7 protein-coding genes are annotated in these 15012 nt (G+C 44.9%); all 7 read left to right on the top strand.

The window, feature by feature from the left end:
* Positions 1-643: 643 nt before the first annotated feature.
* The 7 genes from A379_RS08270 to A379_RS08240 all read left to right on the top strand — a co-directional run bounded on the left by A379_RS08270 (position 644) and on the right by A379_RS08240 (position 14896).
* Entirely contained in the window at positions 644-1948 is a 1305-nt protein-coding gene (locus A379_RS08270; RefSeq protein ID WP_198525663.1) for a multicopper oxidase domain-containing protein, read from the top strand.
* A 10-nt stretch (positions 1949-1958) separates the two neighbouring features.
* Positions 1959-3275 carry a multicopper oxidase domain-containing protein gene (locus A379_RS08265; protein ID WP_051145104.1) on the top strand — a complete coding sequence of 439 codons (1317 nt, stop codon included), beginning with the start codon at positions 1959-1961 and terminating at the stop codon, positions 3273-3275.
* A gap of 110 nt (positions 3276-3385) precedes the next feature.
* Complete coding sequence (locus A379_RS08260; protein ID WP_040727424.1) at positions 3386-10975, top strand: Ig-like domain-containing protein; 7590 nt, start codon at positions 3386-3388, stop codon at positions 10973-10975.
* Positions 10950-11600, top strand: coding sequence for a hypothetical protein (locus tag A379_RS08255; protein ID WP_198525662.1), 651 nt, complete (start codon positions 10950-10952; stop codon positions 11598-11600). The genes A379_RS08260 and A379_RS08255 overlap by 26 nt, the downstream gene beginning before the upstream one ends.
* A 128-nt stretch (positions 11601-11728) precedes the next feature.
* Positions 11729-12415: a hypothetical protein gene (locus tag A379_RS08250; RefSeq protein ID WP_157832359.1), complete on the top strand. Its 687-nt coding sequence runs from the start codon at positions 11729-11731 to the stop codon at positions 12413-12415.
* Positions 12416-12551: 136 nt separating this feature from the next.
* A complete protein-coding gene (locus A379_RS12755) occupies positions 12552-13292 on the top strand; it encodes an SCO family protein (RefSeq protein WP_051145103.1) in 741 nt (246 codons plus the stop codon).
* On the top strand, positions 13289-14896 hold the full coding sequence (locus A379_RS08240) for a c-type cytochrome (protein ID WP_040727420.1): 1608 nt from the start codon (positions 13289-13291) through the stop codon (positions 14894-14896). The genes A379_RS12755 and A379_RS08240 overlap by 4 nt, the downstream gene beginning before the upstream one ends.
* The last annotated feature ends 116 nt before the right edge of the window (positions 14897-15012 follow it).

Raw genomic sequence — 15012 nt, 5'->3', positions numbered from 1 at the left:
ATTACATATTAATAATACAGACTTTCACTTTTTTATAGATGGCCTTCACAAAACTTTTAAGTTAAAGCCTTTACCTATTTAAATCTTAAACCGTTTTACCAAATAAAGATTAAACCCATAAACGTGACAACCTAAAAATCACACTCCTAAAAATAAATAGGTTCTTCGGCCAACACCTCATAAAGACAGAATAAAACACCTCTAAACAACCTTAATAAATTTAAAACATATCTTTAAAACACATGACTTTCATGTGTAAAAAAACATAAGCGAATGCTTTTATTTACTAATTCAATGAATTTTATAGATAAATTTGATTATTCTTATCAACTACTTATGAATATAATTCACTTAACCACATTAAAAAACAAATCACGATAGTAATGATAATAATAGCAACTATGCTAATGATTATTATTTGATATACCAATTAACGTTCACTTTTCAATCGACTTATCACTGATTGAATTACGTGCCTTTTTAAAACAATAACTAAAGAACATTAAAAGAATGCTAAAAAGCCAAAAAGACTCACTCCCAGCACAGGGCTACGTTATATAGAATAGATTTATATAGTTTCGCCTAAATAAGATAGCCTCGTTGCAAGGGATTTAATAAAAATTTGCAAGCCGAGGAGATCGAAATGACACTTCAACGAAACCAATCGATGAAATCTACGTTCATTGAACTGAGTGCTGCCGTCTTCTTACTGCTATTCGTGGCACTTGACGTAAATGCGCAGGAAAGCAGCATCAATGTACAGTGCCCCAAGGCAACAGGAACACTCATTCACCCTGGATCAAATAACCCTGGCATAAAATGCATGCACCTTGCGGCGGGTGACGGCATGGTAACCATGGCTGATAACTATCAGAATACTGGTGCTGGTAAACCGATGTATATCTTCAGTTTTGCTGACCTCCCCCTTCCTGGAGTAGATGATGCACCAACTGCAAGCAGTGGAGAATACCCTGGCTGGGTGATGGATAAAGGCATGCTGGCTGCGAATGCGCCAGCACCGACCATTGCGGTTGATGAAGATGATGAGCTCTTTCTATCTTTAACAAATGTCGGTATGACAATGCGTCCCGACCTGTTTGACCCTCATACTATCCACTGGCACGGATTCGCTGAAGCTTCAGCTGTCTTTGATGGCGTACCTGACGCTTCAATATCAATCAATATGGGTGCCACTTTAACCTATTACTACCAAGCGAAGGACGCTGGTACCTATATGTATCACTGCCACGTCGAAGCGGCCGAACACATGCAAATGGGGATGCTAGGTAATCTATTCGTCAGACCACGTCAAAATCGTTGTGACACTATCAACGACCCCGCCATACCTGGTGGTACTTGTCCAAATGGTCATGTCAGCGGAGTCACCACTTACGCCTATAATGATGGTGACGGCTCCACACGTTACGATGTAGACTTCCCAATCCAGATAGGTTCATTTGACCCTGACTTCCATGATGCCAGCTTCAATGTACAACCTCTTCCTTTTGCAGGTATGCGGGATCGCTACTTCTTATTAAATGGTCGTGGTTATCCAGATACAGTAAATCCCGAAGCTCTCAACACTGTAGACCCTCTAGGAAACACCCAAATCTCTCAGCCAATATCCAGCTTGATTACTGCATCACCAGGACAACGTATCCTGCTTAGGATATCGAATCTAAGCGTAACCCAATTTTACACAATCGGTACCAACGGCCTGACAATGGATGTGGTAGGGCTGGATGCACGAATGTTACGTGACAATGCTGGAAACAACATGAATTACCAAACGAATTCATTAACTCTCGGTGGAGGCCAGTCTGCAGATGTCATTATCACGGCTCCGACAACAACTGGAACCTACTTCCTTTATACCAAGAACCTTGATCAACTTGCCAATGATGCTGAAAACTTCGGTGGCATGATGACTGAAATACGGATTAACTAGGAGAACGGCAATGACTATATTCAAAACAAATATTAGCAATACTAAGTTACCCAGTTTCTTTTCAGTCATTACGGTACTGACGGTGTTTATATTCTTGTTAACCCCTGTCACAGTCCGTGCCATGATCATTGGTGAAACGGGAAGTAACTTCAACTTAACGGCTAGCGAAGGCTATATATCAATAGCGGATGGTGGTTCCATTTATTCTTGGGGCTATAGTAATAACGGTATCATGCAGCTTCCTGGACCAACGCTAATAGTGGATCAGGGAACAACGGTAACAGTGACTCTTAATAACAGTTTACCAGCCGCAGCTGGCAACACTTCGATAGTATTTCCAGGCCACCAAGTTACAACCAGCTCTGGTGTTGCTGGAAAATTAACCCAAGAAGCACCCGCAGGGGGATCGGTTACCTACAGCTTTGTTGCCAATACACCTGGTACATATCAATATCACAGTGGAACAAGGCCTGACCTTCAAATTGAGATGGGATTATATGGCGCTTTAATCGTTCGCCCCTCTGCGCCAGCCGCAGGATGTACTGTAGCCTCAGCCTACGACCACTCAGAAACTTGCTACGACCGTGAATATTTATACCTTCTTAGTGAAATCGACATGGAAGTTCATCAAGCAGCCCAACAACAAGCTTCAGGCCCTGGTCCAATTGATGTAGGAACAGGTCCGTTTCATCCTGAATACTGGCTTCTTAATGGGAGAGCAGCTCCTGACACCATGGCAGCAGCAGGTACGGATTTACTTCCTAACCAGCCCTACAATGCGATGACTCGTATGCACCCTGGTGAAAAATTACTATTACGTTTAGTTGCGGCGGGGCGTGATATGCACCCATTTCATACTCATGGCAATCACTCTCGTGTGCTCGCGCGTGATGGTCGTTTACTGTTAAGCGCAACAGATGCCAGCCAACTTGCAGGACCATTACTTTATACCATTCCTGCCATCCCAGGCGGCACTGTCGATGCAATTTTTGAATGGACAGGAAAAGATCTAGGTTGGGATATGTATGGTCACTCACCATCAGATCCAATGGAACCAAACGAATGGGCACCTGACCATGGCAAGCCTATTCCAGTTGAATTACCGAGTCTAAGTTCAATGGCATTTGGTGGATTCTACAGTGGAAGCCCTTTCCTAGGAGCAATGGGCAGCCTCCCGCCTGGTGAAGGTGGACTTAACCCTGGTGCAGGCTATGCATATATGTGGCACTCACACACTGAGCGTGAGATGGTGAATAACGATGTCTTCCCTGGTGGAATGATGACCATGCTAATCATAGAGGCACCTAGCGTGACAATAACTGAATAAAAGCCCGAAATTGGAAATTCAGAAGTTTGCACAATCAAAGCAAACTTCAAAATGCACATTCTGAGCACTACTTACCCTAACAGGTAACTCTCAATATAGAGGACAGAGCAATGAAACAGGCAATGCAAAAAACATCAATACAAAATTCTACAGTAGAACTGAGTGCCAGCAACGGCTACAAGTTAATACATAGAGCTAAATTGTTAACCCTTGTTACAGTCGTTCTAATGGCGACAGGGTTCAGTAACATCTCATCCGCAAAGGATGTTTATCTGCAAGCTCAGCCTTTTGAAAAGACTCTATCTGAAGACAAAACGGTTCCTATGTGGGGATACCAGTGGTGTAGACAAGGCTTTGTTAATTGTGGTCAAGCTGCGGCTTCACAAAATGCCCCAGGGCCACAGCTCAACCCCTACACAATCAACTTTGGTGTGCAAGCCAATGCCTCTGGAGCAACACTGAACGACCCAGGAAATCCAAGCGTTACAATTAGCGGCCTGCTAGGCAACGGAAATCCTGCAGGAAGTGTTTATCGAACAAGGCAAGGGATAGGTGTATCTAATGCAAATGTAGGTGCTAATCAAACCGCAGTATTTGATTTTGATAGCACCATAACCCCGCAAAAATTCTCTCTCTGGAGTGCGGGAGGCGTTCCCAGTACTTTAGAGGTGACACTTGATGGAAATCCTGTAACAGCTACACCTATTCATGAGCCGCTCGCTTCATTACCAACGACTCACGAAAATGCAGGAGGAAATCATGGTTGGGTTACTTACCAAGTTATAGGTGCTCCGAGTGGGACAAAACTGGCAATCAAAAACACGGCTTCTGGAACAGCTTTTAGAGTAAAAGAAATTACAGCGGTTCCTACAACCGTTTCAACAGGACCAAACTTAACCATTCACCTTAGAAACGCTCTTCGAACACCAACTTCTATCATCATTCCTGGACAAGCAGGCGGTGGTAATCCAGTAATGTCTATGGACTCACTCGGAAGAAACCGCGTACAGTCTTTTACAGCTGAAACGGCATCCAGAGGTGATATTCAAACTTACACGTTTAATAACCTGCGCCCTGGTACTTATCTCTACCAAAGTGGTACTCAACCATCTATTCAGATACCAATGGGTTTATATGGTGCTCTTATTGTCGATGCTAATGCGAGTACGGCTTACCCGAATGTAACGTATGACACAGATGCCATTCTACTTTTAAGTGAAATTGACCCATTACAGAACCAGCGCGCCGACGCTGCATTAGCCGCTGCTTTGGGGGCTCCTGGAACTGAATGTGTTCCTTTAGCCGAATACGTAGCGAACGGAACCGTTGGCTACCCTTGCACAGTGGATTACAACCCAATCTATAGACTTGTCAATGGAGAGATGTCTCCTGAGACAGCTATAGCGGCTGGTAATCCTGGTGACAAAGTCCTATTTCGTTTCCTTAATGCTGGTCTACGCTCGCATACCCCTGCTATTATCGGACCAGATATGGGGTTGATTGCCGAAGATGGAAACCCCTATCCAGGACTAGTAAAATTGCAGAGTCACGCCCTATTACCTGCTGGAAAAACTCTAGATACACTAGTCTCCATGCCTTTCGAAGATGTGACCTTCTCACTATTCGACCGTACATCACCTAGCAACAGTGGTATTAGCGGAAACAGCGGAACGACTAGTGACAATCCCGATGCTCTACCAGCTGGCGGAATACTGGTTCAACTACAAGTCGGTACGGGCACGCCACCACCGCCTGCGGCTACCACTTATGCTGTTGATGATGTCTACGATGTTACCGAAGACACAGCGCTTAATGCAGTAAGTGTCCTAGCAAACGATGTTATGCTCACTAATGCAACCGTTGCCCTAGTGAGCAGCCCTTCAAACGGCACAATTAATTTAAATAGTGACGGCACCTTTACTTACACTCCAAACGATAACTACTCAGGAACGGATGGGTTTACTTACAGTGCAAGCACGGGTGACGGAAATAGCTATCCAGCCCAAGTCACACTGAATATTTCATTCGTTAATGATGCTCCAATGGCTGCTGTGGATGGTCCTTATACCAATACCACAGGAACAGATATAACAGTATCAACTTCAGCAGGTGTTCTCGGTAACGATGCTGACCCTGATGGAGACATTCTTACTGCAGTAATCGAAGGAACTCCACCAACAGGACTAACCCTCAATGAAGACGGTTCATTTAGCTACACGGGTGACACTCAAGGTGCTCCAGTCACATTCAATTACTTCGCTTTCGATGGTTCTTTGCAAAGTGACAGCGATCCAAACACAGCAGGCAATCAACCTACAACCGTTACCCTTAACTTTAATCCTGTTGCAAATATTGCACTGACAGTTCAAGATCCTGACGGAACAGACGTATCCAATTACCGCTGGCTAGTACAGGAAGATGCGACTTTCCATCATGATCCGAATGCACCAGACACGCTCATTAATCAGCAATCCCTAAACTTTCACAAAAGTTATATGCCAATTGTTGCTCAAGGTAGCGGAGCGAACGAATTTGCTCAGGTAGCACTTGACCCATCAAAACATTATTACGTTTCCGTTTTACCTGACGATGGTGTCGATGCTGATGGACACTCAATTGGTGGAGCACAAATTCCACCTGGTTCAAACGCTGTCACGGTGTACGTTAACAAACAACCTATTCCAACAGCTCAAATCAGTGTATTGGTGTTTAATGACAACTTCCCAACCAATGGTGCTCCCGACGCTAATGAACCTGGATTAGGAGGTTTTCAAATCGTGCTTGAGGATGCGGGTGGACGTTATGGCATGTCAGGCGGAACCATGAGTCAAGATGCCTTTGGCGCACCACTGAAAAACTCGTTACCCTGTGCTCCTCAAGCAACTGCGGGCATGATTATCACCTGTCCAGATGGTAGCGCTCTGATAAAAGACCTACCTCCTGGTAAATACGGGGTTATTGCTGTTAAACCTCTTGGTGGAGCTGAATGGGTACAGACTTCGACCATCGAAGGTTCCAAAGTTATAGATGCTTGGGTAAAAGCGAACGAACCAGAGTTTTTTCTTGAATTCGGTGGGCAGATGCAACATGCATTTATCGGCTTTGTTGACCCTCAAACAACAACTCCACCCGTAGCTGGAAGCAACAGTATCAGCGGACAAGTTACTCTACTCCATGACCCCCGACCACCAGCTGCCCTGGGTTCTTTTGAAACAGGATCTTACGATGCTCTTAGCTATACCAGGGCGTGGGTTGGGCTGAATGATAGTGCAGGTGACGGTGCCAATATCCGCACAGTTCATGCTGAACCTGATGGTACTTTTATGCTCGATGGTATCCCAAATGGGAATTACCAAATTGTCGTTTGGGACGATTACCTAGACCAAATCATTGCCTACCAGTTAGTCGATGTTATTGATAGCAATGTTGAACTTACTGACCCCATCGCAGTAAATGCTTGGTTCACTCGTACAGAACATAATGTATTTATGGATATGAATGAAAACGGTATCCTCGACAATGGAGAGCTACCATTGTCTGAACAGGCCATCAACCTTCGCTGGCGCGATGGTACGGTCAACCAATCATTCCCAACAGATTTAGAAGGTTTTGTGTCATTTGACCAAACGTTTCCATTTTTCTCATGGCAAGTTCTTGAGGTTGACTATACCAGATTTAAAGCAACAGGCATGACAACAACGGTTGATGGCGGTGGTGATGTAAACCTCCCTGGCAACCCTTATGCAGGCCTGCTAAATCCGCAAGTTCAAGCAAATGGAGAACTTTCACGCACCGAAACTGGACCAGTGCTAACCCAAGCCTTCCAAGGCTTTCCAGGACAAACCAGCATTTTCAACTGGGGTAAAAAACCCTATGAAGTCGGTGAAAACGGAGGTATCTCGGGCATTGTCTTCTATGGGTCAACCCGTGGTGAAAATGATCCCCGTCTAACGGTAGGAGATCCTTGGGAACCAGGCATACCTGGCGTTAAAGTTCGACTATACCGTGAGGTAGCCAGATCAGCTCCTTTCAATGTTCCTATTGCCAACGCAGGCTTTGAAGAACTTGCTCTTGCGAATGGAGCATCTTTAAATGACAATCCTTTACCTGGCTGGGTAAAAACTGGATCTGGTCGAATTTTTAACCCCTCGAATAATGCCAATGTTGCAGAGGGTGCAAATATTTATCAGCTCCAAGGTGACGGTACACTGGAACAAACACTTGGTAGCGTACTCAAAACAGGTACTTACAACCTGAGTGTGGCAGTAGGAGACCAACGCTCTACCAGAATTTCAATTGCCGACTACCAGGTACAGCTTGGGGTCATGCAAGGAACAACGTTTGTATTGCTTGCTCAAGACAATGATAGCTTGAGCCCAGACCAAGAATACCTAACATCTACCGTAAGTTATACGGCAAGTGCTGATGATCCGAGTCTAGGCCTACCATTAGTGATTCGCCTATTAGCAACAAACACCTCTTCAAATGCATGGGTTCTTTTTGACAATGTGCGTCTTGAGTTATTGACAGACAAAGCATTAAGTTTAGTTGCTGAAGTCACCACAGACAGTTGGGATGCCAGTCTGCCTGAAGGTTGCCCTGGCGAAGATGCGAGTTCGGCATTCGCGATTGAAACGCTAGGCCTTGCCAATATTGACAAGTGTTACGATGGTTTTCGTAATTGGAACCAGGCAAGACCAGGTGTATTTGATGGCGGCTATGCCTTTAACGATATACCAGCAGGAACCTACGTTGTAGAGGTCGTGCCACCAGAAGGTTACGAGCTAATCAAAGAAGAAGACGTTAACGTCGGTTTTGGTGACATCTTCTCAACCGTATCAGTATCACCACCTGCTGGAGGACCTGGCGTGTTTACCTTCCCTGATGCAGCCACTGTAGCCGCTGCGTTAGCACCCGAACCAGGCATAGCGCAGCCATCTTGTGTGGGAGATTTACGCGAGGTACCTGACACCATGAGTCTATTCCCCAGCGTGGCTGAACCAGCGCCTTTTGCAAATGCTCTGCGTCCGCTATGTAATCGTAAACAAGTTGTACTTGCCGATCAAGGACAAGCTGCAGCAGACTTCCATCTATTTACCACTACTCCAGTTGCGGCACAGTTCACGGGATTAGTACTCGACGACATTTCTAACGAGAGTAACCCTGCTTCGCCAGGCTTCGGTGAGAAATGGGGGCCTGCTAACTTGCCAATTTCATTGCGTGACTGGGCTGGACGAGAGATATACCGTACCTACGGTGATGCCTTCGGTCGGTTCAATGGTGTTTTACCTTCAACTTATACTGCAAACATTCCAATTCCAAGTGGTTACTCACCAGCAATGATGTCTGCCTGTATGAATGATGCAGGAGATGGTCAGCCTGACCCTTTCAAACTGGAGAACTACGGTACTGCATGTTATACGGCGCAGTTTATGCCTGGAACAACAACCTATCTAGACACCCCTGTGTTGCCACAAGCCGCATTTGCAGGAGGTTTCAACCCAGCTGACTGTAAAGCCAGCAAAGGCACTCCAGTAATCACTTCGGTTGATAACGCTACGGCGGGAACTTTTGGACCGCTTGTGGCACCTGGGGAAACGATTGTTATTCATTCCGCTGGAACGGCAGTAGAGGTGCCAAACCCATCCTATGAAGGACCATTGGCAACGGCACCTTACAATATACCAACCATCGTCCGAGACTTAAGCTTCGGTGCCAGCTCAAATACAGCCACCGTAGAATTGATTGACAGTAACGGTATCAAACAGGCTCTATCGATACAATCCTGGACGCCTGATGAAATCCGTGTTGTTGCGCCAGCTTCAGCAATGACAGGTGAACTCGTTGTCACACGTGGAGACAGTGGAAAAACATCCGTCAACACAGTGACTTTAACAGTTAGTAACGAGACCCCTGTCCGTGTTGCGGCGGGAGAATCGATACAAGTAGCAATTGATGGTGCAGCCAATGGTGCTCTGATTCTAGTCGAATCGGGAAATTATAACGAGCTAGTCATTATGTCGAAACCAGTTCGTCTGCAGGGTTCTGGCGCGAATACCATTATCGATGCAAATCAGCGCCCTACAGAAAAACTACAGGCCTGGATAGATAAAGTTGACGGCCTAATCAGTAGCGGAACAGTTGATTTACTACCTGGACAAATTGCGGGACTACCAACAGAGCGTGGCGCAGGTATCACAGTACTTGCAAAACGCAATGGGCCAAACCGCTTCGCTCGCCATCCTTCGCGCATTGACGGTTTTACCATTACTGGTGCGAATAGTGGGGGCGGTATATTCATCAACGGTTACGCACATAATCTTGAGGTAGCTAATAATAACATCACAGGCAATTCAGGATTCCTACATGGAGGTATCCGCGTAGGCCATCCATTCTTACCAGACGTGAATCAGCAAGCAAACGCGAATGGTTACATTGTGTTCAATAAGAACTTAAATATCCATAATAACGCAATCACAATCAATGGTGCTATTGGCGAACAAAGTATCGGTGGTGGGCTTGCTCTCGCAACAGGTACCTTTAATTACACAGTGTCAAATAACTTCATCTGCGGTAACTATGCAAGTGGTAATGGTGCTGGTATTGCGCATCTGGGTCAAAGCCATTCAGGAATGATTGATCATAACCGTATTATGTTCAACCAATCTTTCGATCCGACTGCGACCCCATCTGGTGGTGGTATCTTTATAGGAGGTGAGCAACCTGAACCACCAGCTCTTACTCTCGGAACTGGTTCAGTAGAAGTGAATGCTAACCTTATTCAGGGTAACCAGGCTGGTAGTGGACACGGTGGAGGTATCCGTACCCAGTTTGTTAATGGTAGCGAGATTGGGTTCCAACAAAGAAATAATAAAGCAAGAAAACCGTGGTTATTGCGATTCATCAATAACGTGATTGTTAATAATGTAGCGGGTTATTCTGGTGCTGGTATCTCTCTACAGGACACTGTAAGAGCTGTTATCAACAACAATACCATTGCTAATAATGACAGTACTGCAACCATGGGTGGGCTTATTATTGGTAACACCACAACACCACAACCAGCTGGTATTTCTGCAGAGCGTTACAGCCTCGCTTTGGCCTCAGCTCTAAATGAACCAAATGGATTCTCGAACCCACTACAGTTGCTTAACAACATTATTTGGCACAATCGAGCATTCTCTTTCGACGGCTCAACATTACAGCCAGCTCTATCTCCAGCCAGCCCCGGGCAGTGTTCAGCTGGAGCAAACTATTGGGATCTAGGTGTTCTAGGCGAACCACAAATACCTTTGTCAGGCAGTCTCAAGCTCAATCCAAGACACTCAATACTCACCTCTCTTGCGGGAGGCTATCATTCAACCAATCTTACTGGAAACCCAGACTTCATCTCTGAGTACTGCAACGGTTCTCGGAGCCTGAGCACTCCAGGACCAATGCGGGTAACGCCAGCCTTTGGTGAAGGCGGCAATATGTTAGATATTCGTTTTGGCCCGCTAACCCCTGAGCCAGCCGTACCCTGGGCGGCTGAAACTGGACCTTGGAATTATCACATAGGAGCGGCTTCAGCTGGGTTAAATAACGGTAGAACCATTCGTAACTTGAATGCAACCAATCCTCGTTCGGCACTTGATATTGACAACGATGTTAGACCTCAGGGAGCAAGGTTCGACCGTGGTGCAGATGAGCGTCGATTATAACGATGAGGGATTAAAACGCTATACAGCTTGCGGAATATCCGCAAGCTTCACTACTTTAAAATCACTTCAAAAGATATTATTAGATAAAGGGCCTAGCAGTATGCAACAAGTAATGAAAATAACAATTACAGCAAATGCCAAGTCGTTAATAGCAATAATTGGCGGGCTCATACTCATCACGATATTGGGATTCTCTCAGTGGAGTTCGGCAGCAACGTTTTCAAATGTAACTAGCCCTAATCTCAAAAATTCCAATATAAAAGAAGTCGCTCACCATCCCCGTGAAAAAACTTACATGAAACGTCAATGGGGTGTTGAAATTCTATATGTACGTACCTCTGCGGCAGGATACATGCTTGAATTTCGATATAAAGTACTCGATCCAGAAAAAGCAAAAGCACTATTTGAACGACAGAGCAAACCACAGTTAACCCACAATGAGAGTAGTACAAAACTCATCGTGCCTACGCCAGCCAAGACAGGCGCATTACGAAATTCCAATCCTCCATTGGCCAACCACACTTATTGGATGTTCTTTGCCAACCCTGGCAAGTTAGTCAAACCAGGAGAACACGTTACCATCAAGATTGGCGACTTCCTCGCTGAGCGGCTCATTGTTCAATAAGATTCTTCAGGAGAACGACCATGTCAAAAAAACTAAGCTTAGTTACAATCGTGCTCATTCTAGGGTTGACGGCAATTTATTTCTCACCCGTTTATTATTTCTCTCCTGAGCAAAAGGCCGCTCGCGCTGTGACCAACCTTGTTGATCGTAATATTGAAGCTCGCGGTGGCGCTGATAAGTGGAAAGAAGTCTCCTCAATTCAACTCAAAGGACGCATCGATGTTGGCCAGGGAATGAATCTACCCTACACACTTGAACAAAAACGTCCTAACAAAATGCGACTTGAATTCGTCTTCGATGGGGAATCATCCATACAGGCCATTGACGGTAAAACAGGCTGGAAGCTGTTGCCATTTCTTGGTCGTAGACATCCTGAACCGATGACTGAAAATGAATTTCACATGGCGGCAGACTCCGCTGATCTATATGGCCTGCTCTACAAATACAAAGAACGAGGACATGCCATAGAGATTCTAGGCCTGGAAACCGTTGCTGGTAGAGAAACCTTTAAACTCAAAGTAAGCCTTCCTAGTGGTGACGTGCGCTGGGTGTATCTTGACAAAGAAACGGCTCTTGAAGTTAAAGTCGAAGCCTTACGAAATCTGGCGGGAAGAAAGCTACGAGTTGAGACCTTTTACCACGACTGGCAAGATACAAATGGATTATTGATTGCAAGTCGACAGGAAACCCAGACTGAAGGTGATAAAAAATCACATTTTCTCACCATTGAAAGTGTAGAGATTAACCCAAAGATTGACAACAATCGTTTCACAATGCCATCCCTAGGCATGGCTGTTGCCAGACAAGGAAAATAAAAAATATAGCAAAAATCGAATTCCATAAAGCTATCACGATAGTGTTGACAAGATTCCAACCGAGAGGTTATCGCTATCCATCTATTTGATGTATTAGTGATGGAAAAATTGAGTATTAAAGATAGAGGATGACAACATGAGTAACCTATATTCACAGCAAAAATCTAGCCGTAAAACCCTAGTATCATCGCGTTGGGGTAGCATTCTAGGAGCAAGTCTAATATTGCTATTTACAAGCAATAATCCTGCATGGAGCAGTGAAGATTCTGAGAAATCTGAACATTCACACCATCAGCTACACATGGATCATAGTAACCACATGAATCATGGCAATCACATGGAAATGGACGAACATGCCATGCACCGAGCAGCAATGGAAAATCCAAAATACTCAGTTACAACACGGCAATATGACGTGCCTGAAGTAACGTTAATCGATAAAACTGGTACTAATGTGTCATTAAAGAGCTTGCTCAATTCTGACCAACCAATAGCCCTAAACTTTATTTTTACAACATGTAATACAATATGCCCTGTGATGACTGCGACCTTTGCACAGATGCGAAAACAGCTCGGTAAAGCAGGATCAAATATGAAGTTAATCTCTATTTCAATTGATCCAGAGTATGACAGACCACCCGTTCTCAGCAAATACGCTAAACTCTTCGAAGCGGATTCTGATTGGACTTTCCTCACAGGTGACAGCAAAGATATTTCTCAAGTTCTAACCCGCTTTAATGCCCTCAGTGGTTCAAAAATGAATCATAGGCCATTAACCCTGCTGAAACAGCCTAACAGTACTGAATGGATTCGCATAGACGGTCTTGCCAGTAGTACAGACTTGACTCGGGAAGTAACCACAAGGCTACTAAATTGAATCGCTCTCTGAGTTCAACATTGAGTTACAGCGTATTCATTTCGGCTGTTCTTCTTGGAAGCAGTGTTTTTTTTGCACCTTCTTTGACCACAGCGGCCGATGCAGAAAAAATAGATTCTGGACAAAGAATTTATAGACAAGGCATTCGCCCCTCGGGAGAACCTATAACGGCAATTGTTACTGGCGATGTTAGCATATCAGGGAATCAATTCAGTTGTCATAACTGCCATGGTCGTAGTGGCATGGGTACTTCTGAGGGTACTTACCAAGTTCTGCCAATTGCAGGTCCCTTTCTCTTCTCTGATTCCACCCTTCCGCCACGCCCAGCTTATAATCAACAAAGTCTTGCACGTGCACTTCGTACAGGAGTGAATCCTGCGGGTCGCAAACTTGATCCTCTGATGCCTCGATATCAATTTTCCGATAACGAAATAACAGCTCTGACATCTTACCTAAAGAAATTATCTAGCGCTCCAGCGCCAGGAGTGAATGACAAGGTCATTCGATTAGCTACGGTAATCACTGACGAGATTGACGAACATAAACGCGATGCATTTCTATCCGTTCTACAAACCTATGTTAATGAGAAAAATAGGCAAACTCGTCTCGAGAGTTTGCGCTGGAACCGAGGAAAGACACCAGCAAGCAAACTACCGACGTTATATCGCGACTGGGTTTTAGATATTTGGAATCTCAGTGGTCCACGCTCAAGCTGGGACAAACAGCTCGAAAACCAATACAAAAGTAATCCCGTATTTGCCATGATGGGGGGATTAAGCGCAGGCTCCTGGAAGCCTATTGGTCGCTTTTGCGAGCGGCATGAAATACCTTGTCTATTCCCGTCCACCGATTTAGCTGACGCTGATTCGACAGGCTTTTATACGCTACATTTTTCACAGGGTCTCGACCTTGAAGCAAATCTAATCGCTAACCACCTCACAACACACCCTGTTTCAAAAGTTATCCAAATATACTGTAGAGAGGCGTCTGAACAAGTAGCAAACAACCTACGTTCAGAGTTATTGGAAAATAAATTTAGTGTAGAAAACCTTCGTTTTTCTTGCTCAGACTCCCCTCCTATAGCCGAATTGACTAAAGCTCTGTCTGAAAAATCGGATGTTGCAACCATACTTTGGCTAAATAGTGAGCAACTTGCAAATTTCAAGCACCCACTTCCAGTTGAGCGTATCTACCTCTCATCAACACTACTAAATCGTAATCTTGATAATCTACCTCTATCAACCCCCAAACATATATTTGTAGCCCACCCCTACTATTTACCAGGTCAACCTGACTCCGCAATGGAGCGTTTTAACGCTTGGGCTCGAACACGAGGAATCGAAATTAACTACCCTCGAATTCAGTCTGAGGCATTTTTTGCCAGTTTGGCCACTAATGATGCACTCAATCACATACGTCGTTATTTACTGCGGGATTACATGCTTGATTCACTCGATCATGCCCAAGGGTTAGCGGTGTATGTTCCAATCCATCCTAGAGCGACTCTTGGACCCAACCAACGGTTCCTTACCAAGGGGGGTTACTTGTTACCGATTGTGGAAGGGCATGTAGATACTAAAAATGCGACTTGGATTCTGCCCTAAGGTGGCAGGTTTTTACTGACCGTAATATTGCCTTTATTAATAAAGCTAATATTACGGTAAGCTCCCTCATGCAAGCTAGAGAATTTGTTTACTCAGGGATACCAATGACTATTGAC

The organism is Thiomicrorhabdus sp. Kp2 (assembly GCF_000478585.1).
Taxonomy (GTDB): Bacteria; Pseudomonadota; Gammaproteobacteria; order Thiomicrospirales; family Thiomicrospiraceae; genus Thiomicrorhabdus.
The sequence above is the reverse complement of the archived record's forward strand: the minus strand, read 5'-3'. Positions and strand labels throughout refer to the sequence as shown.